31 protein-coding genes are annotated in these 26,835 nt (G+C 49.2%); 23 read left to right on the forward strand and 8 right to left on the reverse strand.

Annotation, left to right across the window (positions count from 1 at the left end):
• Positions 1-101: 101 nt before the first annotated feature.
• From ACI4J0_RS10480 to ACI4J0_RS10515, 8 genes are all read right to left on the reverse strand, one after another.
• Positions 102-941, reverse strand: a complete 840-nt coding sequence (locus tag ACI4J0_RS10480; RefSeq protein WP_439765759.1) for a hypothetical protein — start codon at positions 939-941, stop codon at positions 102-104.
• 71 nt (positions 942-1,012) lie between these two features.
• Complete coding sequence (locus tag ACI4J0_RS10485) at positions 1,013-3,496, reverse strand: FHA domain-containing protein (RefSeq protein WP_439765760.1); 2,484 nt, start codon at positions 3,494-3,496, stop codon at positions 1,013-1,015.
• 284 nt (positions 3,497-3,780) lie between these two features.
• Positions 3,781-4,431: an endonuclease III domain-containing protein gene (locus ACI4J0_RS10490; protein ID WP_439765761.1), complete on the reverse strand. Its 651-nt coding sequence runs from the start codon at positions 4,429-4,431 to the stop codon at positions 3,781-3,783.
• Between the two features lie 13 nt (positions 4,432-4,444).
• A complete protein-coding gene (locus ACI4J0_RS10495; protein ID WP_439765762.1) occupies positions 4,445-4,666 on the reverse strand; it encodes a hypothetical protein in 222 nt (73 codons plus the stop codon).
• A gap of 25 nt (positions 4,667-4,691) precedes the next feature.
• Complete coding sequence (locus ACI4J0_RS10500; RefSeq protein WP_439765763.1) at positions 4,692-5,114, reverse strand: hypothetical protein; 423 nt, start codon at positions 5,112-5,114, stop codon at positions 4,692-4,694.
• A 39-nt stretch (positions 5,115-5,153) separates the two neighbouring features.
• Positions 5,154-5,924, reverse strand: a complete 771-nt coding sequence (locus ACI4J0_RS10505; protein WP_439765764.1) for a ParA family protein — start codon at positions 5,922-5,924, stop codon at positions 5,154-5,156.
• Between the two features lie 42 nt (positions 5,925-5,966).
• Entirely contained in the window at positions 5,967-6,623 is a 657-nt protein-coding gene (locus tag ACI4J0_RS10510; RefSeq protein WP_439765765.1) for a PilZ domain-containing protein, read from the reverse strand.
• 187 nt (positions 6,624-6,810) lie between these two features.
• Positions 6,811-7,707 carry a DMT family transporter gene (locus ACI4J0_RS10515; RefSeq protein ID WP_439765766.1) on the reverse strand — a complete coding sequence of 299 codons (897 nt, stop codon included), beginning with the start codon at positions 7,705-7,707 and terminating at the stop codon, positions 6,811-6,813.
• 202 nt (positions 7,708-7,909) lie between these two features.
• Between ACI4J0_RS10515 and ACI4J0_RS10520 the strand changes: the two genes are divergently transcribed.
• The 23 genes from ACI4J0_RS10520 to ACI4J0_RS10630 all read left to right on the forward strand — a co-directional run bounded on the left by ACI4J0_RS10520 (position 7,910) and on the right by ACI4J0_RS10630 (position 26,709).
• Complete coding sequence (locus tag ACI4J0_RS10520; RefSeq protein ID WP_439765767.1) at positions 7,910-8,239, forward strand: putative DNA-binding protein; 330 nt, start codon at positions 7,910-7,912, stop codon at positions 8,237-8,239.
• A gap of 28 nt (positions 8,240-8,267) precedes the next feature.
• Positions 8,268-9,614: a signal recognition particle protein gene (gene ffh, locus ACI4J0_RS10525; protein ID WP_439765768.1), complete on the forward strand. Its 1,347-nt coding sequence runs from the start codon at positions 8,268-8,270 to the stop codon at positions 9,612-9,614.
• Position 9,615: 1 nt separating this feature from the next.
• Positions 9,616-9,834, forward strand: a complete 219-nt coding sequence (locus tag ACI4J0_RS10530; RefSeq protein WP_439765769.1) for an immunity 17 family protein — start codon at positions 9,616-9,618, stop codon at positions 9,832-9,834.
• Positions 9,835-9,893: 59 nt separating this feature from the next.
• Positions 9,894-10,139 carry a 30S ribosomal protein S16 gene (gene rpsP / locus ACI4J0_RS10535; protein WP_439765770.1) on the forward strand — a complete coding sequence of 82 codons (246 nt, stop codon included), beginning with the start codon at positions 9,894-9,896 and terminating at the stop codon, positions 10,137-10,139.
• A 136-nt stretch (positions 10,140-10,275) separates the two neighbouring features.
• The gene (locus ACI4J0_RS10540; protein WP_439765771.1) at positions 10,276-10,509 is read left to right on the forward strand and encodes a KH domain-containing protein; all 234 of its coding nucleotides are present in this window, start codon (positions 10,276-10,278) and stop codon (positions 10,507-10,509) included.
• A 168-nt stretch (positions 10,510-10,677) separates the two neighbouring features.
• Positions 10,678-11,382, forward strand: coding sequence for an ankyrin repeat domain-containing protein (locus ACI4J0_RS10545; protein WP_439765772.1), 705 nt, complete (start codon positions 10,678-10,680; stop codon positions 11,380-11,382).
• 1 nt (position 11,383) lies between these two features.
• Positions 11,384-11,887, forward strand: coding sequence for a ribosome maturation factor RimM (gene rimM, locus ACI4J0_RS10550; protein ID WP_439765773.1), 504 nt, complete (start codon positions 11,384-11,386; stop codon positions 11,885-11,887).
• Positions 11,884-12,846 (forward strand): aldo/keto reductase, encoded by a 963-nt coding sequence (locus ACI4J0_RS10555; RefSeq protein WP_439765774.1) that lies wholly within the window; start codon positions 11,884-11,886, stop codon positions 12,844-12,846. Before rimM ends, ACI4J0_RS10555 begins: the two co-directional genes overlap by 4 nt.
• A 13-nt stretch (positions 12,847-12,859) precedes the next feature.
• Entirely contained in the window at positions 12,860-13,549 is a 690-nt protein-coding gene (gene trmD / locus ACI4J0_RS10560; RefSeq protein ID WP_439765775.1) for a tRNA (guanosine(37)-N1)-methyltransferase TrmD, read from the forward strand.
• Between the two features lie 335 nt (positions 13,550-13,884).
• Positions 13,885-14,157: an HPr family phosphocarrier protein gene (locus tag ACI4J0_RS10565; RefSeq protein ID WP_178727090.1), complete on the forward strand. Its 273-nt coding sequence runs from the start codon at positions 13,885-13,887 to the stop codon at positions 14,155-14,157.
• A gap of 316 nt (positions 14,158-14,473) precedes the next feature.
• Positions 14,474-15,559: a PucR family transcriptional regulator gene (locus ACI4J0_RS10570; protein ID WP_432650890.1), complete on the forward strand. Its 1,086-nt coding sequence runs from the start codon at positions 14,474-14,476 to the stop codon at positions 15,557-15,559.
• Between the two features lie 113 nt (positions 15,560-15,672).
• On the forward strand, positions 15,673-16,353 hold the full coding sequence (locus ACI4J0_RS10575; RefSeq protein WP_439765776.1) for a cell division ATP-binding protein FtsE: 681 nt from the start codon (positions 15,673-15,675) through the stop codon (positions 16,351-16,353).
• 22 nt (positions 16,354-16,375) lie between these two features.
• Positions 16,376-17,278 carry a cell division protein FtsX gene (locus ACI4J0_RS10580; RefSeq protein WP_439765777.1) on the forward strand — a complete coding sequence of 301 codons (903 nt, stop codon included), beginning with the start codon at positions 16,376-16,378 and terminating at the stop codon, positions 17,276-17,278.
• Positions 17,279-17,327: 49 nt separating this feature from the next.
• Positions 17,328-18,737: a murein hydrolase activator EnvC family protein gene (locus ACI4J0_RS10585; protein WP_439765778.1), complete on the forward strand. Its 1,410-nt coding sequence runs from the start codon at positions 17,328-17,330 to the stop codon at positions 18,735-18,737.
• A 61-nt stretch (positions 18,738-18,798) separates the two neighbouring features.
• Positions 18,799-20,028: a S41 family peptidase gene (locus ACI4J0_RS10590; protein ID WP_439765779.1), complete on the forward strand. Its 1,230-nt coding sequence runs from the start codon at positions 18,799-18,801 to the stop codon at positions 20,026-20,028.
• Between the two features lie 25 nt (positions 20,029-20,053).
• A complete protein-coding gene (locus ACI4J0_RS10595; protein ID WP_439765780.1) occupies positions 20,054-20,386 on the forward strand; it encodes a hypothetical protein in 333 nt (110 codons plus the stop codon).
• Positions 20,383-21,072, forward strand: coding sequence for a hypothetical protein (locus tag ACI4J0_RS10600; RefSeq protein ID WP_439765781.1), 690 nt, complete (start codon positions 20,383-20,385; stop codon positions 21,070-21,072). The genes ACI4J0_RS10595 and ACI4J0_RS10600 overlap by 4 nt, the downstream gene beginning before the upstream one ends.
• A 10-nt stretch (positions 21,073-21,082) precedes the next feature.
• Entirely contained in the window at positions 21,083-21,853 is a 771-nt protein-coding gene (locus ACI4J0_RS10605; RefSeq protein WP_439765782.1) for a hypothetical protein, read from the forward strand.
• Positions 21,854-21,871: 18 nt separating this feature from the next.
• Positions 21,872-22,825, forward strand: coding sequence for an AEC family transporter (locus ACI4J0_RS10610; protein ID WP_439765783.1), 954 nt, complete (start codon positions 21,872-21,874; stop codon positions 22,823-22,825).
• 80 nt (positions 22,826-22,905) lie between these two features.
• A complete protein-coding gene (locus tag ACI4J0_RS10615) occupies positions 22,906-23,877 on the forward strand; it encodes a glycoside hydrolase family 25 protein (protein WP_439765784.1) in 972 nt (323 codons plus the stop codon).
• A gap of 19 nt (positions 23,878-23,896) precedes the next feature.
• Positions 23,897-24,748, forward strand: a complete 852-nt coding sequence (locus ACI4J0_RS10620; RefSeq protein ID WP_439765785.1) for a hypothetical protein — start codon at positions 23,897-23,899, stop codon at positions 24,746-24,748.
• Complete coding sequence (locus ACI4J0_RS10625; protein WP_439765786.1) at positions 24,745-25,329, forward strand: hypothetical protein; 585 nt, start codon at positions 24,745-24,747, stop codon at positions 25,327-25,329. The genes ACI4J0_RS10620 and ACI4J0_RS10625 overlap by 4 nt, the downstream gene beginning before the upstream one ends.
• Before the next feature lie 114 nt (positions 25,330-25,443).
• Positions 25,444-26,709 carry a GDSL-type esterase/lipase family protein gene (locus tag ACI4J0_RS10630; RefSeq protein WP_439765787.1) on the forward strand — a complete coding sequence of 422 codons (1,266 nt, stop codon included), beginning with the start codon at positions 25,444-25,446 and terminating at the stop codon, positions 26,707-26,709.
• Positions 26,710-26,835: the final 126 nt, after the last annotated feature.

A 26,835-nucleotide genomic window follows, 5' to 3' on the forward strand; every position in this document is an offset into this window, starting at 1 on the left:
CAAGCTTTGCACTCGCCTCCTTTTGTCAGTCTATTTCTGTGTCTTGCTATAGTATTTACCGATAAGACCCATAAGGAGCTTATCGGCAAAAAACAGTATTATCAGTTAAGAGTTTCGTAGCCGTCGGTGGAGGGCAGGGTGATGTCAACTGCGCTGCCGGGGTTAACGAAGGAGATATCGATGACCAGGTCAAGGTCATAGCTTGTTTCAGTTCCCGAAGCCATCAGAGAGGCGGGAACGGTCACCTTCATAGTGCCGCTGTACTGGGTTTTGGTGACGATATCGTTTGTAACAGTTACCTTGTTGGAGAAATTGTTCAGCTCGTCGATGACAAGGGTGTCGCCGTCGGTGCTCTGAGTCTCGTTTGCGATGATGATGTTAAGATATTTCTTTACAAGATTGTCGGAAAAGCTGAGTGAGTACACATCGCCCGAGGCGGAAATGTCGGTTATCGCCGCACGCTCGATGGGTGATAAAAGTCCCAGCTCCTTTATCTTTCCTGCCTCAAGGAAGCTGGAAAATTCGTTCAGAAATTCCTCTGTGTTAAAGGTGCTGTCAGTGTCTGAGCCCTTCTTCTGTGCTTCCTCTCTGTCGGAGGACATTGCAGGCTTTGCGTTCATGGCATATCTTGTCTTATGACCGTCAGCCTCGGTATAGATATAATCGCCGTCGGAGAACTGGATTATCTTGTTGCCGTCAACGTCCATCTCGTAGTAAAGGATATTCTTGCCGTCCGATGTATCCAGCTTGAAAAGTCCGTCTGTTTCGGTGGTAACGCCGTCCATTTTGAGGGAGAGGCCGATATTTGCTTCCATTCCTCCCTGGGCTGATACCTTCTTGTAGGCGGAAGCGTATTTTTCATAATCACCGCCTCCTCCGCAGCCTGCAAATAACATACAGGAAAGTGAAAGACCGGTAAGAACTGCAATAAACTTTTTCATAGTGATTACTCCTTATTTAATATTATTTTTTGGTGTGTTACGGCTGTGCCGCACACACGGTTTTATACTTTTTACTTTGCTTTTCTGTGGGGAGCGGAAAAGCGTATATCTCTCAGATACAGGAAAAGAACAGCCGCCGCAACGCACACTGCCGACATTATGAGCAGCGTTACCCAGGAGCTCAGCACGGGGTCAAGTCCGAACAGGTATGTCTTGTATTCGGAATATGCCTCGTCAACTCCGAAGCCGTTTGAAAATTCCGTATCCGTCCATATACCCGTATCATAGCGGCAGGACTCATACATATTGTTTATTTTCGAGGAGGTGAAATAGGCTATGCAGGACCAGCGGCAGGTAACGACCTTTGACATAACGTCCGTAAGTCCCGAAAGGGTGCAGGCAACGCCCGACAGAAGTATCTGGGGCAGCAGGCACACGGGGCATATTACAAGCGCCATATCGTTTGACACCGCCGCGGATATGGTAAGACCTATGCACATTGCGCTGAGCATTGACATAAAGGTGGTTATGTACAGCTCCAGCCACAGACAGTTTTCAAAGATTATGCCGCCCTCGTTCATTCCCAGCGCTCTTGCGGTCGCAGAGTCAACATTTCCGTCAATTGTCGCCACCGTATCGGTGAAGAATACCAGCAAAGCTATCATTATAGCCGCCTGAACGGCACATAGTCCCGCTGTTATAACAAATTTCGACATTACATAGGGAAGGGGCTTTACTCCCGTAAAGCGTTCTCTTTCGTATATTGTGCGCTCCTTGCTTATTTCCTGTACGGAATTGAAAATTCCCACCCAGAACGCCGCACAGCCGAAGGAAAACATCAGCTTCATGGTGTCCTCCGCCACCATAAAGGGCATACTCGTTCGGTTTATGACTATGCCTAAGAGGTTGTACAGATTTCCGTCCGCCTGGAAGGATATGCACACAAGTATAGTCAGCACTACGGGCATTGCAAGGAGCAGTATGAGACGGGTCCTGCTGTTGAAGGTTATCTCGGCATACCTTCGCGTCAGGACGTTAAATTGTCTCAGGCTCTCCGCAGGCCCGTTTTTCTGCTTCTTTTCCTCAATGGGAGTGACTGTATTAGAGCCCGTCATGGTGTTTGACTGAGCAAATCTTTTGGATACCTCGGCGGAATGTTCGTTCAGGTCGTCGTAAATATCGGTGATATTTTCCTTGCGGAAGAAATCAAGTGCCTTTGAGGGCGCTCCCGAGTAGCAGAGCAGACCTCCGCTGCCCATACATATGAGCCTGTCGCACAGATTTATGTTCTGTACGGTATGGGTGACCATAATTACCGTCTTTCCCGTCATTGCGAGCTTTTTGAGCATCTTCATAAGATTTTTTTCCGTTCCGGGGTCAAGTCCCGAGGACGGCTCGTCAAGGAAAAACAGCTTGGGCGACGCAAGGAGCTCCACCGCTATGCTTGCACGCTTTTTCTGACCTCCCGAAAGCTTGTTTATCAGGGTGTGCCTGTGCTTTGTAAGCTCCACCATCTCGAGAGTCTCGTCTATCTTGCGGTTTATCTCCTCCTTGGACATATCCTTTGGCATTCTTAGCCTTGCGGAATGGAGGAGCATTCTTTCAAGGGTGAGGGTATCGTAAACGATATCCTTCTGAGGAACATAGCCGATAATGCTTCGTATGCTCCTGTTGTTGGTCTTGATGCTCTCGCCGTTTATCAGAACGTCTCCCGAGGTGAAGTCGGTCATGCCCGACAGACAGTTGAGAAGGGTGGTCTTTCCTGCGCCCGAGCCGCCCACGATAGCCACAAATTCTCCCGGCTCGATGGAAAGGCTCACATTATCGGTAATGACCTTCTCGCCCTTGCCCGACTTGACCTTTTTGACCACATTGCACGCCGCAATGCTGACGCCGCCCGAATTGCTCAGCAGATAGAGTATTGTTCCGCTGAAGACCATAGCAGTGTCCGCAACGGTTATCTTGTCCATCTGTTCAAGGCGCTGCTTTTTTGTAAGGGGCTTTCCGTTCAGGATAACTCCGTTCATGGAATTGTTGTCGGCTATGTAATACCCGTCATTTTCCTTGGTGATAATGCAGTGGAACCTTGATACCGACGGGTGGTCCACAACAATGTCACAGTCGGTGCTTCTGCCTATGACGAACTTATTCTTTCCCTCCAGCGTAAAGCTGTCAGGCTTGCTGTCTGGGGCGTTTTCGGCGTTTCTGACTCCCGAAAAGGCTATGATGCATCTCTCTGCGGGATTTTGACCGATATAGAATTTATCGCCGTCATGGAGCTGCTTGGAAGTGATCTTTACGCCGTTAAAGGTGAGTCCGTTGACGCTGTTGTCATCTTTGACGCTCCAGCCCGACTCGGTCTTGTAAAAGGTACAGTGGGCACGGGATACGAAGGAAACGCCGGGGTCAATGGCGATATCGTTAATTTCGCTGTCCTCGCCGCCGTGATGCTCTCCTCTGCCCATTCGCACCGTGCTTTTGTCATACGAGTCAAGGTCGTAGACCCGAGGCTCGTTCTGCCCGATAAAGACGGTTATGTGATTTCTGGCAGGCACACTTATACACCTCCTGCTGCAATAAATGCAGTTGTCTGCAAAGAAAAATAAATGGTGAAATATTCCTAATTATTATATTAACATATAAGACTGTGCATTTGGTGTGCAATTCTGCATTTTTTCGATGGGCGGAGATCTGCGTTTTTCGGTCCTCCCGATAACGTAACAGCGGCGATCGGGGCGAAAAATTTACTCTGCCGTTTTCTCCGAAAAGAAAAAATCCCCTCAGCTCAAAGCCCCGAATGAAACGGGGCAGAGCCGAGGGGATATTATTTTATACCTTTTTATAATTTGCATTTAAAGCCGTCCAGCTTGTCGTCCATGTAAACTCTCAGGGGACAATGCTCGCAGTCGGGCTTTCTTGCGGAGCAGGTGTCTCTGCCGAAAAGCACAAGCCTGTGGCAGAAGTCGGAGCTTTTTTCGGGAGGGATAAGCTTTTTAAGGTCCTGCTCAACTACCTTCGGGTCGGTGGACCTTGTAAGCCCGAAGCGCCCTGTTATACGTATGCAGTGGGTGTCCGCAACGATGGCGGGCTTTTTGTGAATGTCGCCCATAATGAGATTGGCGGTCTTTCTGCCGATACCCGAAAGCTTTGTCAGCTCCTCGATAGAATCGGGGATAACGCCGTTTAAGTCATAATACAGCTGATGAGCCATTTCCACAATGCTTTTCGCCTTGGTCTTGTACAGTCCACAGGGACGGACAATCTCCGCCACCTCGTCAATGTCTGCGTCTGCGAAGCTTTTGAGGGTGGGGTATTTCGAAAAAAGCTCCTTTGTTACCACATTTACCCTTGCATCGGTGCATTGTGCCGACAGCCTGCCTGCTATCATAAGCTCATAGGGGTGGGTGTAGGTGAGGGAGCATTTCGCCCGGGGGTATATCATCTCAAGCCCCGTTACGGCATGCTCCGCGATCAGTTTTTTTGAGGGCATAGTTTTTATCCTTTTACTCGTTATCGGGTCTGCTGCTTAAAATATTCGGGATATCCGCACAGGTGGGACAGGAGATGTCCGCCCTGTCGGTGAGAATGGGAGCGCTTTCACGCTTTTCACCCTCCGCTTTTCCGCTTGATATATCAGTGAGTATCCTTCCGTCTGCGGCTTTGAAGTAGCTTCCGCCGCTTTCCATATAGCCGTCCAGCATTTTTATGAGCTCGTCCTTATCCATTTCGCATTTCTCCATTTAAATTATATTATTTATCGTGACGGGGCAGATTTTTTCTCGGGATAATTATCCTGATAAGCTGCATAAGCACCGACTGCTCCTTGTCAAGCTTTATCTTCTGTGCCCGTTTAAGGTCGGCGTCGCTTTTTACCTTGATTATAACGGGGCGTATATTGTCAAAGGCTTCTACTGTCGCCTCCGCCGAGCATCGGCTGCAGGAGCAGACGTTGAACCGCTTCATTACAAGCGGCAGCCACTGGGAGATAAGCTCCGAGGTGATATTTATCTCCGTACCGCCCTCCTGCGAGGGAACGGGCTTCACGGGAACGGGATTGTTCCTTGAACGGATCATCTCCTCCTTGAAGCTTTCGTCAAGAATAGGATTTGTGACCTGTGAGCCGCCTGTGAGCAGCTTCATCAGCTGGGGAGTTTTGTGGGTCTTGGGCGGCATATGGGTCTCCTTCCTTGAATATTTTCATACTCGGTATCATTAAAATGACTTTCCCGCCAGATCGGGATAAAGCTCCTGGGCAAGCCTTGTGTATTCCCTTGCCGCGCGGCATCTGGGGGAATATTCCACTAAGGTCTGCTGATGGGCGGGAGCTTCTGCGGCGGCTATGCAGGCGGATATGCGGGTGTCGAATATCTGTGTGCCCAGCTGCCTTGCGATTATCTCCGCCATCTCCGCGACCTCCTCGCTGAGAAGATATTTGGAGCTGTATTTCGTGAGAAGTATGCCTCTTACATCAAGGCTTTTGTTGTAATATTTTTTTACCGCAAGGATAGTGTCCTTGACCTGTGCTATTCCCTGAAGGGAAAGCACCTCGGGGGTCATGGGGATAATAAGGTCGTTTGCGGCGGTGTACGCGTTTATGGTAAGTATGGAAAGGGCGGGGGGAGTGTCGATGATAATGGCGTCATAGTCATTTTCCGCCTGAGACAGGGCACGCTTTAAGACAAATTCTCTGTCGCTGCCGTCAAGCTCCAGCTCCGTACCCGAAAGCAGGATATTCGAGGTCATTACATCGCATATGCGGGTGTGCTTCACAGCCTCGCGGACAGTGCATTTCCCCTTCATAACATCGTGTACGGTAAGCCCCGTGTCCTCTGCTCCCAGGGAAAAGGAAAGATTTCCCTGTGGGTCAAGGTCGATGGCAAGCACCCTTTTCCCGTTTCTTCTGAATATGCCCGCAAAGGCGGCACAGGTCGTTGTTTTACCCACGCCGCCTTTCTGATTTGTCACAGCAATAACCTTGCTCATTGTTTATGACCGTCCTTATAGAGAGCTTTTTTCACCGTAAGCTTACCGTCCTTCGTTCTTTCTGCGCTCCCTTTCGGCGAGCTGGCAGTTGAAGATGAAACGGGCTATCTTTTCCTCCTGAGGGGGGGTAACATCAAGAAAACGGCAGCCGTAGCCGATAAGCTCGCCCTCGTTGTCAAGCTGGAGACGAAGTATCTCAGTGTTTATCTCAATGGGGTCGTCAAGCAGCTTCAGCCTTACGATATCGCTCACGTTCAGCTCCATATCGCACTTCATCAGCACCCCTGTAAGATTTATGTTAAGTATTGCGGCGGTGTAAGGCTCCTCAAGGTCGGTGATCTCCTCCTCGCCCCGCTCGATATGAAGTATTTTTGCGAATGCGCCGGGAGTGTTCACCTTATACGAACCTCTGCGCTCCTCAAGCACCATTCCGTCATCAACGTGGAAATTGAGCTGGAGGTCGGTGCTCAGGTCTATCCTTGTATTGCACTGGATACGGGTGCCGTTCAGGTACTCGAAAATTACCGTTATCTGGTCTCCCTTGGAAAGCAGGGGAAGGTCGTTTCCCTTGATGGCTACAAGCTCATAACCCTTTATTTTGAAAAAGTCTCTGGGAAATGAGAAGGATTTTGTGGAAAGAACACGCTTGCCGTTCTGATCGTAAATATCCACCCTCTGGATCTTATCTTTGTTTATCATTTAAGGACCGACTCCGTTTCCGCAGGAGGAGAATACCCCGCAAATTTTAAGTAAGTTTTGTAAATATATACATTTACGTATTATAACAGATAATATAATTATAACAGAAAATTGTGCATTTTGCAATAGCTTACGGGAAAAATCCTCAATCAGTTCTTACAAAATATCCTGCTCCGAATTGTCAAGATTAACAACTCTGCTTTTCTGCGGGTCTGCCGCTTACACCTATGACCAGTGCGGATACTACAAGGATTATTCCCATGGCGGCAGAGGGTGAGGGTATCTCTTTATATAGTATCATTCCGAATACAGTTGCCGCCACAGGCTCCACCGAGGCAATGACCGCGGCGGTGCTGTTGTCCGTTCCTCTGAGACCCATGGAATAAAGCAGGTAGGGGAGCACCGAGGCGACAATTGCAAATACTGCGGCATACAGCCCCATAGAGGGCTTTTCCGAAAGCATATCCCCGAGAGAGGTCATATCCGCCGCAGCAGCTGAAAAAATAGCCGCAAAGGTGAATGCCCAGCCTGTGACCGTAAGGGCACTGTAGCCGCGGTTTATGGCGGCGCGGCTGAATATGCTGTAAAGTGCGTAGCCGAACGCCGAGCCCAGACCGTAAAGCACTCCCGAGGGGGTGATGGCTGCGGCGTCGCCGATGACCCCCGTCACAAGCACAAGTCCGCATATGGCTATGACTGCCGACAGTATCTTTCTCCGTGTTATCCGCTCTCTGAAGAAAACTGCCGACAGCAGCATCACGAAAACGGGGGAGGTGTACAGCAGTATGGCTGCCGCAGACAGGGGCATTACGGTGACGGCGGTGAAGTAGCAGAAGTTGAAAAATACGATGCTAAAAAGCCCCATTCCCGCGAATATCCAGATGTCCCGAAGCTTTATTTTCAGGCAATCGCGACGGGCTATCGCCATTGCACCCATTGTGAAAAGGGCTGTGAGGAGAGAGCGGAGAAATACCACGCTCATGGACTCCACGCCGTATTCGCTGAATTTCCTTACAAATATTCCCAGCGTTCCCCATAAACAGCCCGAAGCAATGACGCACAGGGCAGATATTTTCTTGTTCATAAGCCTGTTCCTTTTTATAAAATTCAGTGAAAATTATACCACTGCGGCATAAAAAAATCAATATCAATTCGGTTAAACGTTTTCGGATATGTTCATAAAAATTTAATCTGACAAATTTGCCATATCCCCTTGACAAATTTCAGATATATGTTATAATTGTAAAGGTCGATAACTTTACAGCATATTAACGGGGTGTGTGTCCTTGAACGGAGAAAAAAATCTTGAAGTGGCTGTGCTGCTGGACTACTATTCCGAGCTCCTCACCGAGAAGCAGCGTGACGTTATTGATCTGTACTATAATGAGGATCTGTCGCTTGCGGAGATCGCCGAGCATGAGAACATCACCAGGCAGGGCGTAAGGGACAGCATAAAGCGCGGCGAACAGGTGCTTTTCGAGATGGAGGCTGCTCTTCATCTTGCGGAAAAGTCCCGAAGGCTTGAAAGCATTGCTCAGCGGCTTGAGGAGAAGGCGGAAAATGCATCTCCCGAGGATATCCGCACTGCCGCCGCCGAGATAAGAGATATTCTTTGATCTTAACATAGAAACGGGAGGGTTTGCTGTGGCTTTTGAAGGTCTTTCCGAAAAACTTAATGCAGTCTTCAAGCGGCTCAAGGGAAGAGGCGTTCTTACCGAGACCGATGTCAAGGAGGCTATGCGCGAGGTAAAGATGGCGCTCTTAGAGGCGGACGTAAGCTATAAGGTCGTTAAGGACTTTATCGCAAAGGTCACCGAAAGAGCTGTTGGTACCGATGTTCTTGCAAGCCTTACTCCTGCTCAGCAGGTCATTAAGATAGTTAACGAAGAGCTTATCGCTCTTATGGGCGACCATAATGCCCGTATAGAATTTCCGAGCAAGGGTCCCTGCATCATTATGATGGTGGGTCTCCAGGGCTCGGGTAAGACCACCCACGCAGCCAAGCTTGCCAAGCATTTCAAGGAACAGGGCAAGAGACCGCTGCTGGCAGCCTGCGACGTTTACCGTCCTGCGGCTATAAATCAGCTTCAGGTAGTAGGCGACAAGGCGGGGGTCAAGGTATTCGAGATGGGTCAGATAAATCCCGTTGTCATTGCCAAGGAGGCTGTAAAGCACGCCAGGGAGCATGGCAACGAGGTCGTGATACTCGATACCGCAGGTCGTCTCCATATCGATGAAGAGCTTATGGACGAGCTTAAAAACATCAAGGCGGAGACCGAGCCTAATGAAATAATGCTGGTAGTCGATGCAATGACAGGTCAGGACGCAGTCAACGTTGCAAAGGCGTTTGACGACGCTCTGGGCATTACGGGCGTTCTTATGTCAAAGCTCGATTCCGATACACGAGGCGGAGCGGCGCTTTCCGTCCTTGCCGTAACGGGCAAGCCCATCAAATTCGTGGGAACGGGCGAAAAGCTTGATGATTTCGAGCCCTTCCACCCCGAGAGAATGGCTTCGAGAATACTGGGAATGGGCGATATGCTCACGCTTATCGAGCGCGCTCAGAGCTCCATTGACGAGCAGGAGGCAATGAAGCTTGCCAACAAACTCAAGGAGGAAAAGGGCTTCGACCTTGACGACCTTCTCGACCAGATGAAGCAGATAAAGAAGATGGGCCCCTTGAAGCAGATAATGGGAATGCTCCCCGGCGTCGGCGATAAGATAAAGGACGTTGACATCGATGACAGGCAGCTCCTCAGAATAGAGGCGATGATTACCTCTATGACCCCTGCGGAAAGAGCAAAGCCCTCTATCATCAATCCCAGCCGCAAAAAGCGTATCGCCGCAGGAAGCGGAAATACGGTGGCGGACGTGAACAGGCTCCTCAGACAGTTTGAGGAGATGCAGAAGATGATGAAGCAGTTCGGCGTTATGGGACGTAACCAGAAGGGCAAGAAGAACAAGCTCCGCATCCCCGGAATGAGGTTCTGATATGGAAGGCGGGGAAAAGATAATTTGCTGCATTTTCTTTATTGCAGCAGGGGTATTCAGTCTTGCAGGTTCGTATTTTAACTGGAATTTTTTCTTCAATGCAAGAAAAGCCCGTACCTTTGTCAGACTGTTCGGAAGAACGGGAGCAAGGATATTTTACGCAGTCCTCGGCATATTCATCATATTTTGCGGAATTATGGTGCTTGTTACTCCCGGATAAAAACGCTTTCAATGTGTGAAAACACTTTGATATAAATATTTTTTCAAGAGGTGAATAAAATGGCAGTAAAGATCAGACTCAGAAGAATGGGTGCTAAGAAGAACCCCTTCTACAGAATAGTTGTTGCTGATTCCAGATATCCCAGAGACGGCAGATTTATCGAGGAGATCGGTTATTACGATTCCACAACTGAGCCCAGCACCGTTAAGGTTGACGCTGAAAAGGCAAAGAAGTGGATGGCAAACGGCGCACAGCCTACCGACACCGTAAAGAAGCTCTTTGAGAAGACCGGCGTCACCAAGTGATCCGTCTGACGGATATATCAGTTGATCGTGACACCTCTTCGAGGTGTCCGAATATACTGATCTTTCGTAAATCTTATGCTCTGCGCTTTGCAGAGCGTTCCTATAAATCCCGAAAATACAGAAAGGCAGGCTGTCTATGGAAAAGCTCCTTATTACCATTGCATCGGGTCTTGTTGAAAACAAGGACGCTGTGACTGTTGACCGTGATGAACCCAATGAAGAGGGTATCGTGGTATATCATCTCCACGTTGCTCCCGACGACATGGGCAGAGTTATCGGCAAGCAGGGCAGGATCGCCAAGGCGATAAGAACCGTTATGCGTGCTGGCGCAGGCAGGATAAACGAGAAAATCATGGTCGAGATCGACTGATCTCATCTTTAATAAACGAAAAATGCATTTTCAGACTGCGGGAGCTTTCCTGCAGGCGGAAAGACGGTGGATTTTATGATTCTAACTCTTCTTTCGCACGTGACTGCAGTTCGGATATTGTTCGCTATCGGCATTGCTGTTACAGCCCTGCCGATATTTTTTTATAAAATGAGCAAAACTAAAGGGGACGGGCTCCGAAGGCTGCGGAATATCTCTGTCCTTCTGGGAATTGCGATGTGTCTGCCCATGGCGGTCTATGTTTATGCGGATATCCGCTACGATCTCAGGGATTTTTCCGAAAATGACAGGCTTTATCTTGCCGCTGAGAATAAAAATCTGTCCGCCGCAGAGGAATTTATTGAAAAGGGCGCAGACCCATGCGGAGAAAACCGCTACGGAAAGACTGCGATCGCCCGTTCTGCGGAGCTTGACGATGTTCATATGATGAGTCTTTTTCTGGAAAAGGGCGCAGACCCCAATTCTCCTGCGGGAGCGAATAAGACCATACTGGGCGCAGCTGCGGAAAATCATTCCCTTGAAATGACGGAGCTGCTGCTGTCTGCGGGAGCTGTTCCCGACTATGATACAGACAGGTATGTCCCCGCGCTCCATCTGGCTGCGGCAAATGACAAGGAATACTCCGCAGACATAGTGGAGCTGCTTGTGAATGCAGGCGCAGACCCTGCCTCAAAGGCTGTGCAGAACGGAAAGGTAATGCTTCCCTATCGTTATTATTACGATCTCCACAAGGAGGACGAGGATATTACCGAGGAGGAGGAAGCCCGCTTCCAAAGGATAAAGGATATCCTCTACGAGCCGTATATGCAGTGGCTCAAGGAAAAAATGACGGCGGAAAACGAAAGGTTGAGCTGATATGAAAAGATTTCTTGAAATTGGAAAAATAGTCGCCGTTCAGGGACTTAAAGGAGAGATAAGGGTGGACCCATGGTGCGACAGCCCCGATTTTCTCTGTGAGTTTGAGCAGCTTTATTTTAATAAGGGAGAAACTCCCGTTACAGTTGTCCGCGCCCGCCCTCACAAGAACATCGTTCTTATGAAGATAGAAGGGGTGGACACTCCCGAGGATGCTCAGAAGCTGCGGGGTAAGATACTTTATATGGACAGGGAGGACGTTGAGCTTGAGGAGGGCTGCTATTTCGTGCAGGACCTTATCGGGCTTGAGGTCATTGACGCTGATGATAATACCGTATACGGCAGGCTTTCCCAGGTGACGGCAACAGGCGCAAACGATGTTTATCACATCAAAAACGGGGAGAATGAATATCTTATCCCTGCCATTCCCGATGTTATTGTAAAGACCGACATCGAAAACGGGCAGCTTCTTATAAGAAAAATGGAAGGACTGTTTGATATATGACGCCGGATATGAAGCTTCCCTCCTGCGCTGTAGGCACATGGGCGTGGGGAGACGGAGCAAACGGCTCAAAAATGGTATTCGGCGGCAAGCGCGACACCGAAACCCTCAAGGCTTCTTTTAAGATCGCTCTTCAGAAGGAGCTTCTGCTCTGGGACACTGCCGAGGTGTACGGCATGGGCTCTTCGGAGCGGCTTCTCGGGGAATGTATCCGCGAGGCGGGGGATATGGGCAGCAGGGTGCTCATTTCCACAAAGCATATGCCAAAGAAAAAGTATTCTCCCGGCGAGGTGCGTTCGGCTCTGTTTCAGAGCCTTGAGCGCATTGGTGTGAACAAAGCTGACATTTACTGGCTCCATCTTCCGAATAATGCAGAGCAGAATCTGAACGAGTGCGCCGAGCTTGTGAATGAGGGCAGGATAGGTCTTATCGGTCTGTCAAACTTTAACCTTGATGAGATGATCGCCGCAGATAAGCAGCTGGGTGAAAAGGGGCTGAGAGTCGGAGCCGTTCAGAACCATTTCAGCCTTATCAGACGTGACCCCGAGCAGCTTCGGATACTTGACTGGTGCCATAAAAACGACGTTCCCTATTTCTCCTATATGGTGCTGGAGCAGGGCGCTCTGACGGGAAAATACGACGATGAACACCCATTTAAGGGCATTTCTATGCGCAGTCTGCAATACAATAAAGGTGTGCTTAAAATGCTTCGCCCCCTTATTGACTGTCTGCGTGAGCTTGGCATAAAATATAATGCCGAACCTTCACAGATAGCCGTTTCCTGGGCGATATCCAAGGGAACGGTGCCCATCGTCGGCATCACAAAGCCCCGTCAGGCAGAGGAGCTTGCAATGGCAAAGGGAATTGTTCTTGAAGCTTCGGAAATAAGCCGTCTTGAGGCTCTTTCAGACGCTTCGGGAGTGGTGAGCAAGGGTATATGGGAACCTAAGCTGCCTATGTGAAAGGAAGGATATTTTGCGTTTCGATATAGCAACTCTTTTTCCCGATATGTGCGAAGCGGTGCTGGGAGAGAGCATAATCGGCAGGGCGCGCAAAGCGGGGCTTATTGAGCTTTACTGCCATCAGATACGGGACTACACCCTCGACAAGCACAACAGGGTGGACGATTCTCCCTACGGCGGCGGAAAGGGCATGGTAATGCAGGCGGAGCCTATTTACCGCTGCTGGCAGGCGGTGTGCGAGGGGCTTGAGGAAAAGCCCTATGTCATATATATGTCCCCCAAGGGCAGCGTTTTTACACAGAAAAAAGCCGCAGAGCTTTCGCGTATGAAGAATATTTTCGTGATTTGCGGGCATTATGAAGGTGTAGACCAGCGCGTCATAGACAAGATAGTGGACGAGGAGATATCCATCGGGGACTATGTTCTCACGGGAGGAGAGCTTCCTGCCATGGTCATATGCGACGCGGCGGCGAGAATGGTGCCCGGAGTGCTGGCGGCAGAGGAGTGCTTCACCGAGGAGAGCCATTTTTCGGGGCTTCTCGAGTATCCTCATTATACCCGTCCCGAGGTCTGGGAGGGCATGGAGGTGCCTCCCGTTCTGCTTACGGGTCATCACAAAAACATCGCAGCCTGGAGGCACGAGCAGGCAGTGAGGATAACTGCCGAAAGACGTCCCGATATGCTGAGCGATAATGAAAAATAAGCCCGAAAGACGGAATTTGTTGGCAAAATGTTCATATATTTATAAATGATTTAAATCCGTAAGATATATGATGAACAAATTCCTGTGGATTTGCATATAAAACTCTGTTGAAAATTGTACAGGTGTCATAAAATTAGTGAAAATCCACAAATCAAAAAGCCAAAAAATCAGCTCTGTATTTCAAAAGGCAGAAAATTCCGCAAAAACGGAAAATTATCATATTTTTCTGTTGACTAAGGTTAAAATGCAATGTATAATTTAATTATAGCTTGAAGCAAGTTATAGTTATTCTCTTGAATTTAGAAATAGCTACTTAACGGATAGGAGAGAGTGTTATGTTTGTTAAAGATGTAATGGTTCAGAATCAGGTTGGCTTACACGCACGTCCCGCAACATTTTTCATTCAGAAGGCTAATGAGTTCAAGTCCTCTATCTGGATCGAAAAGGAAGAGAGAAGAGTAAACGCAAAGAGCCTTCTCGGTATTCTCTCACTGGGTATTGTCGGCGGCACACAGATCAGAATTATCGCTGACGGAGCTGACGAGCAGGAAGCTGTAACAGCACTTATCGAGCTGGTTGACAGCGGTTTTGCTGAGGAGTCCAGATAACTCTTCACTGTATTTTGGATTTCAGGGAGTATGTTCTCAGGGAACGTGCTCCCTTTGCTTTTTGAGCTTTACAGAAAAAAATTGTGATATTTGACTAATGTTCATAAAAACTTAACACAAGTGAACGAATAATATGATAAAATTAAGCTATATAGGAAGCGGTCAAGGGTGATCTGCCCCGTCGGAAAAGCGGTTTTGAGCCGCGGCAGACCATCTGAGCGAGCGATCCTGCCGTTATTATTGACCGCAGTGCAGCTATGATCGGCAATACCCGACCCCCGCGGCTTCGGCGGAGAAAATGAAAGGAAGACTGTAAATGTCAAACAGACTGTTTCAAGGCCTCATACATCAGATGAGAGATACAATGGACTGCGTTATCGGAGTTGTGGACTCCACCGCCACAATTATTGCCTGCAGCGAGCTTACCAAGATAGGCACGACCAACGAATTTGTTTCTCTTGACCTCAGCGATTCCCACGATATCTTTGTCAGGGACGGTTATACTTACAAGCCCTTCGGCTCCCACATAAAGCCCGATTATGCGGTCTTTGTTGAGGGCACCGATGAAAATGCGGCAAAGTATGCTAATATTATGGCGATAACCCTCTCGAGCATAAAGCAGTATTATGACGAGAAGTATGACCGCAACAACTTCATTAAGAATGTTGTTCTCGACAACGTTCTCCCCGGCGATATCGTTGTTAAGGCAAGAGAGCTTCATTTCAATGCAGATGTGAGCAGGGTGGTTTTCCTTATAAGGATAATCTCCTCCAACGATGTGTCTGCATACGATGTTATCCAGAACCTCTTCCCCGATAAGACCAAGGATTTCGTTTTCAACATCACAGAAAGCGATATCGTTCTTGTTAAGGAGATAAAGAGCAATGTAGAGTCCAAGGATCTCGAAAAGCTTGCCCGCTCCATTTCCGATACCCTTTCCGGCGAGTTCTACACCCGCGTTAATGTGGGCATAGGCACCGCTGTTGTGGGCGTCAAGGATCTTGCCCGTTCCTTCAAGGAGGCTCAGATAGCTCTTGAGGTCGGCAAGGTGTTCGATACCGACAAGGTCATCGTTTCCTACGATAACCTCGGCATCGCAAGACTTATCTACCACCTTCCCACCACCCTCTGCGAGACCTTCCTCCAGGAGGTATTCAAGAAGGGCTCCATCGAGTCTCTCGACCACGAGACTCTTTTCACCATTCAGAAATTCTTCGAGAATAACCTTAACGTGTCCGAGACCTCAAGAAAGCTCTTCGTACACAGAAATACTCTGGTTTACAGACTTGAAAAGATAAAGAAGCTCACAGGTCTCGACCTCAGAGAATTTGACCATGCCATCATCTTCAAGATCGCGCTCATGGTCAAGAAATACCTCTCCGCAAATCCCACAAAATTCTGATATCGCACATTACTCCGGCGGAGAAATCGAAAACCAAATAGATTTTCAGGGGGCAGTCGGGGATCTCTACTGCCCTTTTATCTGCTTTATATATACTCAGGCGGTGAATTTTTTTGATAGAACTCAAGAACGTGTCGGTGACATATAAGAACGGAGTTGACGCTCTGAACGATGTGTCCCTTAAAATAAATGACGGCGAGTTTGCCTTTGTGGTGGGCGAGTCGGGTGCGGGAAAAAGTACCCTTATCAGGCTCCTTACCAGAGAAGTGAAGGCGGACGAAAGAGCCGATGTTAAAAGCGTTATCAAGGTAAACGGCTTCGACCTTATCAAGATGAAGCAGCGTGATGTTCACAAGCTGAGGCGCACTATCGGCTTTGTGTTCCAGAACTTTATGCTCATAGACTCGATGACTGTCTATGACAATGTGGCGTTCGTGCTCAGATGTATCGACGCTCCCACCAAATACATAAGAAAAAGAGTTCCCCAGGTCATCGGACTTCTGGGACTTCAGGAAAAGATAAACCGCTACCCCGGCGAGCTTTCGGGCGGCGAGCAGCAGCGTGTTGCCCTTGCAAGGGCGCTTGTCAATAACCCCCAGCTCATCATTGCCGACGAGCCTACGGGAAATCTCGACCCCCGTACATCGGTGGAGATCGTAAAGCTTCTCAAGGAGATAAACGACCGCGGCACCACCGTGCTTATGGTAACTCACGAGCACGAGCTTGTAAAGCGTATGGGCGGCAGACTTATCAATATCCGAAAGGGCGAGATCTCCTTCGACGACCGAATTTAAGGGAAAGGAAAGCAGAAATTCAATGAGACTCAGCGGTGCAGGCTATCTTATCAAGCAGGGCGTGAGAAATATCCTGAACAACAATATCGCCTCCGTTGCGACCTTCTGCGTATTGACGGTGTCGCTTCTTATTGTTGGCTTCACAGGGCTTTTTTCGCTTAATATAAACACATTCATCAGCGGCGTGGAGGATAAAAACGAGGTAGTTATTTTCCTTGCGGACGATGCGGACGAGGAATACATCGAGGAGCTTGGGAATAAGCTCAAGGCAGATGAAAACATCTCCGAGGTCATTTTCTGGTCCAAGGAGGAGGCTCTCGACGGCATAAAGGCAGATATGAACGACGCCGAGGATATTTTCGGCTACATAGACGAAAATCCTCTCCCCGATGCATACCGTATCAGGATAAAGGACATCACCAAAATGAGCTCCACCCTTTACGCCATCAATTCCTACAGCCATATCGAAAAGGTGAAGGCTCCCTATGATTTCGTAAATATCCTTACAGGGCTCAAAAGCGCGATAACGGCGGTCTCCGTCCTTATCCTCATTTCCCTGGGACTTGTAAGCTTCGTAATGATATCAAATATCACCCGTGCCAGCGTTGAGACCCGTCACAGGGAAATTGCCATTATGAAATTCGTAGGCGCTACGGACAGCTTTATCAAGATACCCTTTTTCATCGAGGGTCTGGTGCTGGGCATAATGGCGGGCGTGGTGGCGTCACTGCTCACCTTTGCAGGCTATGACAGGCTCGTTGCGCTGCTCTCCACCGAGACCACCGTTTTCGCGGTGATGGGCTCCTCGGGATTTATCCCTCTTGAGAAATTTATGTGGCCTCTTGCGGCGGTCTATGTGGGAATAGGCGCGATTCTTGCCTCCATCGGAACGGTTGCCAGCGTTAAAAAGCACGTCAAGGTGTAAAATAAAATATAAAAAAGAGAAGAAAGCAATATCTGAAAGGAAAAATAAAATGAAAAGGAATTCGGTAAAAAAGCTTTTTAGGAGTGTGGGCGCTCTGTGCGCCGCAGGAGTTATTGCCCTGTCGGTAATGACAGGCTCGGTGGTAACAGCCGATTATGAGGACGATATCGACGCGCTGCAGCGCAAGCAGGAGGCTCTTGCCGAGGAGCGCAGACAGCTTGAGGCTTCTCTGGGCGAGTATGAGCAGAATGCCGAGGAGCATGAAAAATATCTTGAGATATACGATGAAAAAATGAAGGTGCAGGAGCAGGAGATCGCCAATATCAAGGAACAGATATCGCTCCTCAATGACAGCATTGCCGAGCTTGAAGAGCAGATAAAGGGCAAGGAAGCAGAGGTAGCCGAGGGAATAGAGGAGTTCAAGGCACGTCTGCGTGCAATGTATATGAACGGAAATGACAGCATTGCTTCAATGCTCGCAGGCTCCACCGATTTCTACGATATCCTTGCAAGAACGGAGCTTATGGAGAGAATGTCCCGCCATGACAAGGAAATGATAGACGATCTGAATGAAAAAATAACCGCGCTCAACAACGATAAATCCGCTCTGGAGCAGACAAAGGCAGAGACCGAGCAGAAGAAGGCAGAGGCAGAGAGCGTTCTTGCCGACCTGCAGAAGACCTATGCCGAGCACGAGGAGACCAAGGAGTGGTATGAGGCTCAGGCTGAGTACAGCAGAAACCGCACCGAGGAAATAAAGCAGGAGGAAGCCGACGCCGAGGTAGAGCTGCAGGAGTATATCAGAAAGCAGCAGGAAGAGCTTGAAAGAAAGCGTGAGGAAGAGCGTAAGCGCAGGGAAGAAGAGGAAAGAAAGCGCAGAGAAGAAGAGCAGAGACGAAAGGAAGAGGAAGAAAGAAAACGCCGGGAAGAGGAGGAGCAGAAGCGCCTTGAAGCCGAAGCTCAGGGCATCGAATACGTTCCCGAGCCTGAACCCGAGCCCGAGGAGGACGACTCCTCCGAGGATACATACCAGTACGTAACGGGAGCTTCCCAGGGCTTTATCTGGCCCTGCCCCACCGTTCTTAACATTACAGACAGATACGGCTACAGGACCATTGCCGAGGAAGGCGGTTCCAGCGATTTCCACAAGGGTATCGACATCAACAAGCCGGGCTGCGCAGGAGAGCCTATCGTAGCCTCCGCTGCGGGAACAGTTATCAGAGCCTCCAATACGGGCAATGGCTACGGCATACACGTTCTTATCGACCACGGTGACAAGATATCCACACTTTACGGCCATATGTCCAGCTGCTGCGTGAACGTGGGAGACGAGGTGGCTCAGGGACAGACCATCGGCTATATCGGCTGTACGGGCTATGCATACGGTAATCACTGTCATTTTGAAGTCAGAGTGAACGGTGAGACCGTAGATCCGCTGAACTATGTAAGTATGGGATAATGAAGCCTGCCCCGCTGCCTATGCAGGCAGCGGGTATTTTGCGTTAAAAGGATAGAAAGAGATGAAGATAAAAGTATCACTTGGAATTACAATAGGACTTATGGCAATAACAGCTGCTGTAACGTTTATCATCACAAGCAATGTTACTCTTGAAATGTTTAACAACAAGATAAAAAGCGTCAGCGAGAAGCAGGAGTTTTACAGCAAGCTCTCCGAGATAGACACCTACAGCCGTACACACTACATCGGCGAAATTGACGAGGCAAAGCTTATCGAGGGAATGGTGCAGGGGTATATCGGGGGCGTGGGGGACGGCTATGCCGAGTATCTCACTGCCGAGGACTATGCCAAGCGGCAGAACGAGCAGACAGGCGTATCCGTGTGGCTGGGCTTTACCTATGAGAAGGAGCCCGGCGGATATATCAGGATAACCGAGGTCCACCCCGGCACCTCCGCCGAGGAAACGGGACTTCTTGCAGGAGATATAATCACTGCGGTGAACAATACAGACGTTATCGCATTTGAGGGGGGATATGACGAGGCAGTTTCTCTTTTTAACTGCGAGGAAGGCACCCGTGTGAAGCTGTACGTGAAGCGAACCAACGACGACGGCACCAGCGATTTTATCACCTATAACGTTGTTGCGCAGCGCTCCGAGCAGGTCACAGTCACAGGCAGGGTAATAGACGCCATCGGTTATATCAAGATATCCTCATTCACCGACAAGACCGAGTCACAGCTGAAAACCAAGCTTGACGAGCTTATCTCCGCAGGAGCAAGCGGACTGGTTTTCGATATGAGAAACAACAAGGGCGGCTCATTGGAGTCGCTGCAAAAATGCCTTGACCATATCATAGGCGCAGGAACTGTGGTCACAGCCGAGTATAAAAACGGCAGCACCGAAGCGGTGGTGGTATGCACCGAGTCGGAGGAGATAAAAATGCCCATGTCCGTTATCGTAAATCAGAATACCGCAGGCAGCTCCGAGCTTTTTGCATTTGCGCTTGCCGTTAAATGCTCCGCGCATACGGTGGGGAAGACCACCGCAGGCAAGGGCTATCTGCAGACTGCCTACACCTGCTCCGACGGCTCTGTGGTAATGCTGTCCACAGCCATACTCAGAACGGACAACAGCGGAGATTTCAACGGCACAGGCTTAAAGCCCGAATTTGACGTGGCTCTCTCCTCCGAGATAGACCTTAATCAGATATCCGACGAGGCGGCGCTTCTCACCGACGCGCAGCTTATCAAGGCGCTGGAAGTCACCGTTCCCAAGGAGACGGCAGAGTAAGCAATATTTGGAAAGGCGGGAGCATATGAATAAGATAGACATATTCAGCTACGGCTGGATATATGATGCCATACTTTTGATGCTGTTCATAGTGGCTGCGGTGGACTGCTTCGGAATTATCAGAAGCATAAAAGAGGGCAGGGAGGAGCTGGCGGAATACGCCGCACTCTGCGTGAAATACCTGAAGATAGCAATGCTGCTGTTTGCGGGGGGATTTTTCCTTGTGGTGGCATTTACCTATGGCTACGATACCGCTACCACCCTCATTCACGGCTTTATGGGCTTTCTGCTCATTGCCGACGCCATTGCTTCACTGGTGATAAAGATAAAATACTCAAGAAGGTATGAAAAGAAATGAAAGCGGTCAAAAGCCTTAAAGACAGCATAAAGGGATTTCTGAAAATGACGGGTCATTATGCGGACTCGGCAATGTATCTTGCGGAGCACGGCTACAATGACGAATATATGAAAATGCTCTCAGCGGAATGCGAGACCGCAGGCAATCCCAAGGAAAAGGCGGAGGGGCAGGCTCTCACCGCTCAGGGACTGCTTTTTCGCGGAAAGCTCAGGGACGCCCTCAAGGCTTTTGAGGAGACGGACATAAGCAGGCTCCCGAAGGCTGTCGGTCACGTATTTGCGAATAATTACATACTCTGCCTGTTCCTTCTGGAGAAGCCCGAAAGAATAAGGACGCTTTACGAGGAGCAGAATAAGCTTGTGCTGGGTGAAGGCTCACTTGTGATGCGCAGGACTGTAGGCATAAAGGAGTTTATCGAAAAGCGCTATGAAAATGCCGTTACGGTATTCATAAAGCTGCTCAGCGAGCCTGACCCAAGATGTACGCTGATGGCGGACATCTGTATCGTGAAGGCGATGCTGAAGCTTGATATGAAGGAGCGGGCGGCGGAGATAGCGGAGCTTGGCTTCGGAAGATATTCCGGTATGGGCGATATCACCGCTCTGGTGAACCGCCTGCGGCTTATGATAAATGCTGTTCCCCGAACAAACGGCGGCAAAAATAACAAAAAGAAAAAAAGAAAGTGAGTGATAGCCTATGGCAGACAGGCGATATGCAAAATTTTTTGCAGGCTCGGTCATAAAGCTTGTGATGTTCATAGTCCTCTGCGCAGCGGCAGCTTATGCTTCGGGGCGGTTATTGCCCTCTCCCTTTGACAGGCTTGCTCCCGCAGCAGCGGGGATAGTTATCAGCTGGTTTTTTCTGACGGTCGTGGAGGGCGGCAAGCGGTCATTCTTTGCAAAGGGCTTTCTGGTGGAAAATGTTGTCCCCGGAGGCACCTGGGGCTTCGGCGTCGCATTTGCGGGACCTCTTATCGGGCTTGCCTTCAAGGTGAGATACTTTAACTGGAATGCCGACATTGACATTACCGGGATATTTCTGACTGCAGTGGCTTCGGGGCTGTTATCTGCCATAGTAATATACGGCTACTTTTTTCACGTTATCCGACAGGACTTCGGAGCGATACCTGCGGTGATCATCTCGTCGCTGCTTTACGGCTTTTTATCTGCCTATGAGGTATCCTCGGGGCTCATTACATACGACATCATAATTCCTGCGGCGGCGTATTACACCGTTATCGGAATTGCGGCAGGCATACTTATTTTGCAGCTGGGCGATATGCGTTCGGCGGCGGCATTCCTGTTTATTTACAGCCTGACAGCCGAGCTTTCCGAGGCATTTACAACAGGCGGAAGAAGCTTCGGCACCGACATTGCCGCCCCTGCAATGGCAGCCCTCTGCTGTCTTTCCATGTTCATTGAGATGTATGAGGAAAAGAAAAAAAGAAAAAAAGAGCAAGAAATATAAAAAGGCGGTATTTTAAAAATGGAGCTTTCCCTTATCTGCGTAAGACAGATAGCAGTTATGTTCATTCTGGTGGCGCTGGGCTTCCTGTGCGGCAAGATAAAGCTTATCGACAAGGAGACAAATTCAAAGCTCTCAAGCTTTGTGCTTGAGGTGGTAAACCCTGTACTCATATTTATGTCCTATCAGCAGGAGTTTGACATGGAGCTTCTCAAGGGGCTGGGAATGGCTCTGGTGCTCGGGTTTATCTCCTACGGGGTGATGATACTCCTGCTTGCCATACTTTACAGAAAAAACCATTCCGACGAGGGACTGGTTGAGCAGTTTGCAGCCATATACTCAAACTGTGCATTTATGGGCATTCCCCTTATCAACGGGCTTTTCGGCTCTGAGGGCGTTTTCTATCTTACGGGATATGTTACCGTGTTCAACATTATGGTCTGGACCCACGGCGTTATTTTCTTCGGCGGAAAGGAGCAGAAAACATCTCTCAAAAAGGTCCTGACCTCTCCTGCCATAATCGCAACGGCTATGGGACTTGTAACATTTTTGCTCCGTCCCGTGCTGTCGGGGATCTCCTTCCCGGGCTTTGTGACGGCGGCTGTGGGAACTGTGCTCTCTGCGGCGGATTATGTGGGCGGCATGAACACGCCCCTTGCTATGCTATGCGCAGGCGTTACCATCAGCGGAACGGTCATCGGGGAGCATATCAGAAACGTGGGAGTTTACCGTGCATCGGCTTTGCGGCTTATCGTGTGCCCCGTGCTTTTCTGGCTCATATTCAGGTGGTTCCCCATTCCTCATACGGTGTTTATGGTGGTCATGGCGGCGGCAGGCTGTCCTGCGGCGGCAACGGGAACTATGTTTGCTATCAGATACAAGAAATGCCCCGAAATGGCAGCGGTCATTTTTGCTGTGACAACGCTGCTTTCGGCGGTCACACTGCCGATCATGGTCATATTGGGCTCTGTATAATATTATAGCACAAATGTGCTTGATTGTCAAGCGAATGTTGACAATTGATTGAAAATTTACAAATATAAGGACGGTAATATATGGAGGAAAGAAACGGCTTGCCCCCCCGCAGTGGCATCGGACAGCCGCAAAAGAAAAGAAGGTTTGACCCGAGAAATATCATCATTCTCGTTATGGGCATTTCCATGGCGGTGCTTGGGATAAATAACGCAAGGCTTGACAAAGCGCTTAAAGAGGACGAGGAATACATATCCGCCGAGGCTTCAAGGGTGTTTGAATATTTCGGTGAAAAGGACGTTATAAATCTTGACGACCCCACCTACGGAGATACGTGGCTGGCGGCGCTTGCGGACGTTCCCCGCCATGAGATGGATTTTGACAATGTGAAGCTCGAAAACGGCTTCAAGAATTATTACATAGACGGGGTAAAGGTCAATAAAACGGGAATTGACGTGTCATATCATCAGGGTGACATCGACTGGGAGGCTGTGAAGGCTGACGGAGTGGAGTTTGCCATGATACGTATGGGCTATCGCGGATATGAGTCGGGACAGATAAATGTGGACGAGCGTTTTCACGAATATGCCCAAGGTGCGCTGGACGCCGGGCTTGACATTGGCGTTTATTTCTATTCACAGGCAGTGACGGCTGAGGAGGCTGTGGAAGAAGCCGAAGCAGTTCTTGCCGAGATAGGGGACTATGAGATAATGTACCCCGTGGTATTCGACTGGGAGATCGTGGGGGACGAGACGGCGCGCACAAACGAGGTCTCTGCAGATGTGCTGAACGAATGCGCCGCCGCTTTCTGCAACCGGATCGCAAGGGGCGGTCATATCCCCATGGTCTACAGCGTGAAGCGAATGGCGCTCACAAAGCTTGATATGAGCAGGCTTGCAGGCTTTGATTTCTGGCTTGCGGAATACAGGGACATTCCCGAGTATCCCTATTATTTCACCATGTGGCAGTATGCATCCGACGGGCGTGTTAACGGCATTGAGGGGGACGTGGACCTGAATATGAGCCTTGTGGATTATTCTAAGGTGAAGAGGTAAAATTTTTGGGGGACATTTTATGGACGGGAAAAGGCTTTCTGCTGCGGCAAAGGCGGTTGTGACGGTATGCTTTCTTGGCTTTATGACGTTTTTTTGTCTTGGCAGGCTGCTTATTGCTCTGGCGGTGCTTTTTGTGGGAATAGTTGGATTTATCCTGCTGACAGCATTGCAAATTCGGCTTGAGAACAGGGAGCAGCGGCATTTTATAAGAAATATCCTGACAGAATATGGTAAAATCATTAACGAGGACAAGGGCGATTATAAAAAACGGGGACTTGCTTTTCTTGAAAGTGAGCTTGAGTACAGCCGCACACACCCAAGGCTTGCCTGCAATAAAAATTATCTGGGGATATTCCTTGCGGCTCATTACGGAAATCTTGCCGATATGGATAAATGCGGCGGGTATATTGATATGGTCAGTCCCGAGGAGCTGATGCGTGACGGGGATATCGGCTGGTTTATAGTTTTTTATTCCATAAAAATGGATATCACTGTGAAAAAAGGTGAGCATACTGCTGCAAAGGAGCTGTATGAGCAGCTTTGCGGCGAGATAGATATGGAAAAATACCGGGACGACCCCAATCTGATCAAAATGCGCTCGGAATATCTTCTGCTTTGCGGAGATCATGAGGGTGCGCTTGCGGAGGCGGAAAGGCTTGGAGGCGAAGATCTGTTTTCGCGCTTTGCCGCATTTCAGTGCAGATTCAATGCTCTGTTGAGTTTAGGCAGGCTTGAGGAAGCCGAGGAGCTTGTAAGAAATATGCGAAGCTCCGAGGTTCCCGACCAAATGCTGCCTGTGTTCGGCGAGTTTGAAGCGGCGATAAAACATAAAAAAGAGGCTATGCAGCTGAATAAGGAAAAATCTGTATGACAAAAAATGTAAAAATATTGCTTTCGGGTGTTTTTATCATTGTGATCGCAGCGTTGATTCTTGCCGCCGCTTTCCTATTTTCCGACGAGGACTTTCAGCCCTATGTGCGTAAGGCTATGACCTTTGACGGTGAGCCGATTTCGGGGAATGCCTTTGTCATAGATGAAATTGAAGCCTCGCTCGGGGAACTTGCCAACGGCATTGAACCGGGTATGATCCTTGCCTATGCCGAATATACCTTTCGGAGCGGTGATGATATCAAGTCGTCTTTTTTCTACATAAAGGAAACGGACGCAAATAGGAATGCAACTCTGCACATCAATGTTGATGCGGCAAAGCAAACGGCGGTCGAAGCGGTTTTCGAGGAGGGCATACGAAAGCGTGTGAGACTGACCTTCAGCCGCCCCCTTGCCAATAATAAAGACGTTGACATTTTCTCCGAATATCTGAAATGTATTGACGAAATAAATAAATCGGGACGTGAGGATCTGTATGGTATGCCTATTACCATTACCGTTACCGATGAAAAAATTTACAGGTCGGTTTATTCGGAGGATGAGGGACTGACGGTAATTTTATGATTTGCAGGCGGCTCGGTAACGAATTATTTGTCAAAATATCCGAACTGTCCTTGAAAATGACGTGCAAATGTGGTATAATAATATAAAAGTAAATTTCCGAGGGAGATGAATTTGATGAAGAAAAAATTTGCCGCAGTTCTGGCGGTGCTTGCTCTGACCGCCTGCGGAAGCGGAAATTCGGGGGAGCCTGTGACCTCATATGCCGATACGTCCCAGGAGCTGAATGTTATCTCCGAGACCTCGGAAACCTCTGCGGCAGCAGGTCATGACTTTGACCCCGAGGCTGAGGACAAGGGGCTTGAGGGAGTTCCCTATTTCTATGCGCCCCACGCTGAGGAGGTCGTTTTTGTTCCCTCGGAGGAAAATGTGAAATTTAACGGCAGGTATATCAAGCATAACGATATCTGCTATCTGTCCTACACCTGTTCGGCAGTCCGCTTCAATATGACGGGGGACCGGGTGGAGGCGGTGCTTGTTTCCAACGGCGGCGCATATTCGGGCAGGCAGCAGGGCTGGATCGGCGTGGAGATAAACGGCGAGCTGACCAAACGTATCCGCCTTGAGGACGGGGAGCAGAGCTATGTTCTTTACGAGGGCGAGGAGCTGAAAAATGCCGAGGTCGCTATCGTCAAGCTCACCGAAAATCAGATAACAAATACGGGCATTAAGTCCATAACCTGCAATGCAAGCAGGATAGCCCCCGCCGCCGAAAAGGAGCTTAGCATCGAGGTCATCGGCGACTCCATCACCTGCGGATATTCAAATGAGGCGGACGGTCCCGAGTACGGCTTTAACGGGGATTACGAGAACGGTGCCGCCACATATGGCTATCTTACCGCCAAAAATCTTGACGCAGACTACAGCCTTGTGTGCATAAGCGGACTGGGACTTATTTCAAATTACACGGACTACGTGGGCGAAAAAGAGGATTATCTGCTTATGGATATGGTGTATGATTACACCGACACCAATTTCGAGCAGCGGCGCGGAATGGAGCCGCTTTCTGAGTGGGATTTCGGCGATGGCAGCGACATTGTGGTCATAAATATCGGCACCAATGATTACAGCTACACCGGCAGGGACGAGGACAGGCAGTATGAGTTTTATGAGGCGTATTATGCATTTCTGGGCGATGTCCGTGAGCATAACCCCGACGCGGAAATTGTCTGCACCATGGGCATAATGGGCGCTGAGCTTTTTGGGCAGATAGAGGAAGCGGCGGCGGATTTTTCAAGAGACAACTCCGACGAGCATATCCATACAATGAAGTTTGACTATCAGAGCGAGGAGGACGGCTACGGCGGAGATTATCACCCTTCTGTGGCAACGCATAAAAAGGCGGCGGAGCAGCTTACAGCGTTTTTAGAGACTCTTGAATGATGTAAAATTGCACATTTTAAGATGGCAAAATAACACGAAAAGTTATACTTTTCAACAAACTGAAAAAAACTGTCGAAAAAAGCTTGACAAACGAAGGTGAGTGTGGTAAGATAATAAAGCTGTCGG

The sequence above is a fragment of the Huintestinicola sp. genome (assembly GCF_051882455.1).
Lineage (GTDB): Bacteria > Bacillota > Clostridia > Oscillospirales > Ruminococcaceae > Huintestinicola.

What these genes read in the sequence shown, in the direction of transcription:
- ACI4J0_RS10495 (WP_439765762.1), bottom strand. Translation starts at nt 4,666, where the DNA reads ATGGATAAGGACGAGCTCATAAAAATGCTGGACGGCTATATGGAAAGC.
- ACI4J0_RS10530 (WP_439765769.1), top strand. Translation starts at nt 9,616, where the DNA reads ATGGAAGGCGGGGAAAAGATAATTTGCTGCATTTTCTTTATTGCAGCA.
- ACI4J0_RS10565 (WP_178727090.1), top strand. Translation starts at nt 13,885, where the DNA reads ATGTTTGTTAAAGATGTAATGGTTCAGAATCAGGTTGGCTTACACGCA.
- ACI4J0_RS10570 (WP_432650890.1), top strand. Translation starts at nt 14,474, where the DNA reads ATGTCAAACAGACTGTTTCAAGGCCTCATACATCAGATGAGAGATACA.
- ACI4J0_RS10620 (WP_439765785.1), top strand. Translation starts at nt 23,897, where the DNA reads ATGGACGGGAAAAGGCTTTCTGCTGCGGCAAAGGCGGTTGTGACGGTA.
- ACI4J0_RS10625 (WP_439765786.1), top strand. Translation starts at nt 24,745, where the DNA reads ATGACAAAAAATGTAAAAATATTGCTTTCGGGTGTTTTTATCATTGTG.
- ACI4J0_RS10610 (WP_439765783.1), top strand. Translation starts at nt 21,872, where the DNA reads ATGGAGCTTTCCCTTATCTGCGTAAGACAGATAGCAGTTATGTTCATT.
- ACI4J0_RS10585 (WP_439765778.1), top strand. Translation starts at nt 17,328, where the DNA reads ATGAAAAGGAATTCGGTAAAAAAGCTTTTTAGGAGTGTGGGCGCTCTG.
- ACI4J0_RS10615 (WP_439765784.1), top strand. Translation starts at nt 22,906, where the DNA reads ATGGAGGAAAGAAACGGCTTGCCCCCCCGCAGTGGCATCGGACAGCCG.
- ACI4J0_RS10595 (WP_439765780.1), top strand. Translation starts at nt 20,054, where the DNA reads ATGAATAAGATAGACATATTCAGCTACGGCTGGATATATGATGCCATA.
- ACI4J0_RS10545 (WP_439765772.1), top strand. Translation starts at nt 10,678, where the DNA reads ATGAGCAAAACTAAAGGGGACGGGCTCCGAAGGCTGCGGAATATCTCT.
- ACI4J0_RS10510 (WP_439765765.1), bottom strand. Translation starts at nt 6,623, where the DNA reads ATGATAAACAAAGATAAGATCCAGAGGGTGGATATTTACGATCAGAAC.
- ACI4J0_RS10505 (WP_439765764.1), bottom strand. Translation starts at nt 5,924, where the DNA reads ATGAGCAAGGTTATTGCTGTGACAAATCAGAAAGGCGGCGTGGGTAAA.
- ACI4J0_RS10490 (WP_439765761.1), bottom strand. Translation starts at nt 4,431, where the DNA reads ATGCCCTCAAAAAAACTGATCGCGGAGCATGCCGTAACGGGGCTTGAG.
- rimM (WP_439765773.1), top strand. Translation starts at nt 11,384, where the DNA reads ATGAAAAGATTTCTTGAAATTGGAAAAATAGTCGCCGTTCAGGGACTT.
- ACI4J0_RS10500 (WP_439765763.1), bottom strand. Translation starts at nt 5,114, where the DNA reads ATGCCGCCCAAGACCCACAAAACTCCCCAGCTGATGAAGCTGCTCACA.
- ACI4J0_RS10590 (WP_439765779.1), top strand. Translation starts at nt 18,799, where the DNA reads ATGAAGATAAAAGTATCACTTGGAATTACAATAGGACTTATGGCAATA.
- ACI4J0_RS10600 (WP_439765781.1), top strand. Translation starts at nt 20,383, where the DNA reads ATGAAAGCGGTCAAAAGCCTTAAAGACAGCATAAAGGGATTTCTGAAA.
- ACI4J0_RS10480 (WP_439765759.1), bottom strand. Translation starts at nt 941, where the DNA reads ATGAAAAAGTTTATTGCAGTTCTTACCGGTCTTTCACTTTCCTGTATG.
- ACI4J0_RS10630 (WP_439765787.1), top strand. Translation starts at nt 25,444, where the DNA reads ATGAAGAAAAAATTTGCCGCAGTTCTGGCGGTGCTTGCTCTGACCGCC.
- ACI4J0_RS10515 (WP_439765766.1), bottom strand. Translation starts at nt 7,707, where the DNA reads ATGAACAAGAAAATATCTGCCCTGTGCGTCATTGCTTCGGGCTGTTTA.
- ACI4J0_RS10540 (WP_439765771.1), top strand. Translation starts at nt 10,276, where the DNA reads ATGGAAAAGCTCCTTATTACCATTGCATCGGGTCTTGTTGAAAACAAG.
- ACI4J0_RS10580 (WP_439765777.1), top strand. Translation starts at nt 16,376, where the DNA reads ATGAGACTCAGCGGTGCAGGCTATCTTATCAAGCAGGGCGTGAGAAAT.
- rpsP (WP_439765770.1), top strand. Translation starts at nt 9,894, where the DNA reads ATGGCAGTAAAGATCAGACTCAGAAGAATGGGTGCTAAGAAGAACCCC.
- ACI4J0_RS10605 (WP_439765782.1), top strand. Translation starts at nt 21,083, where the DNA reads ATGGCAGACAGGCGATATGCAAAATTTTTTGCAGGCTCGGTCATAAAG.
- ACI4J0_RS10555 (WP_439765774.1), top strand. Translation starts at nt 11,884, where the DNA reads ATGACGCCGGATATGAAGCTTCCCTCCTGCGCTGTAGGCACATGGGCG.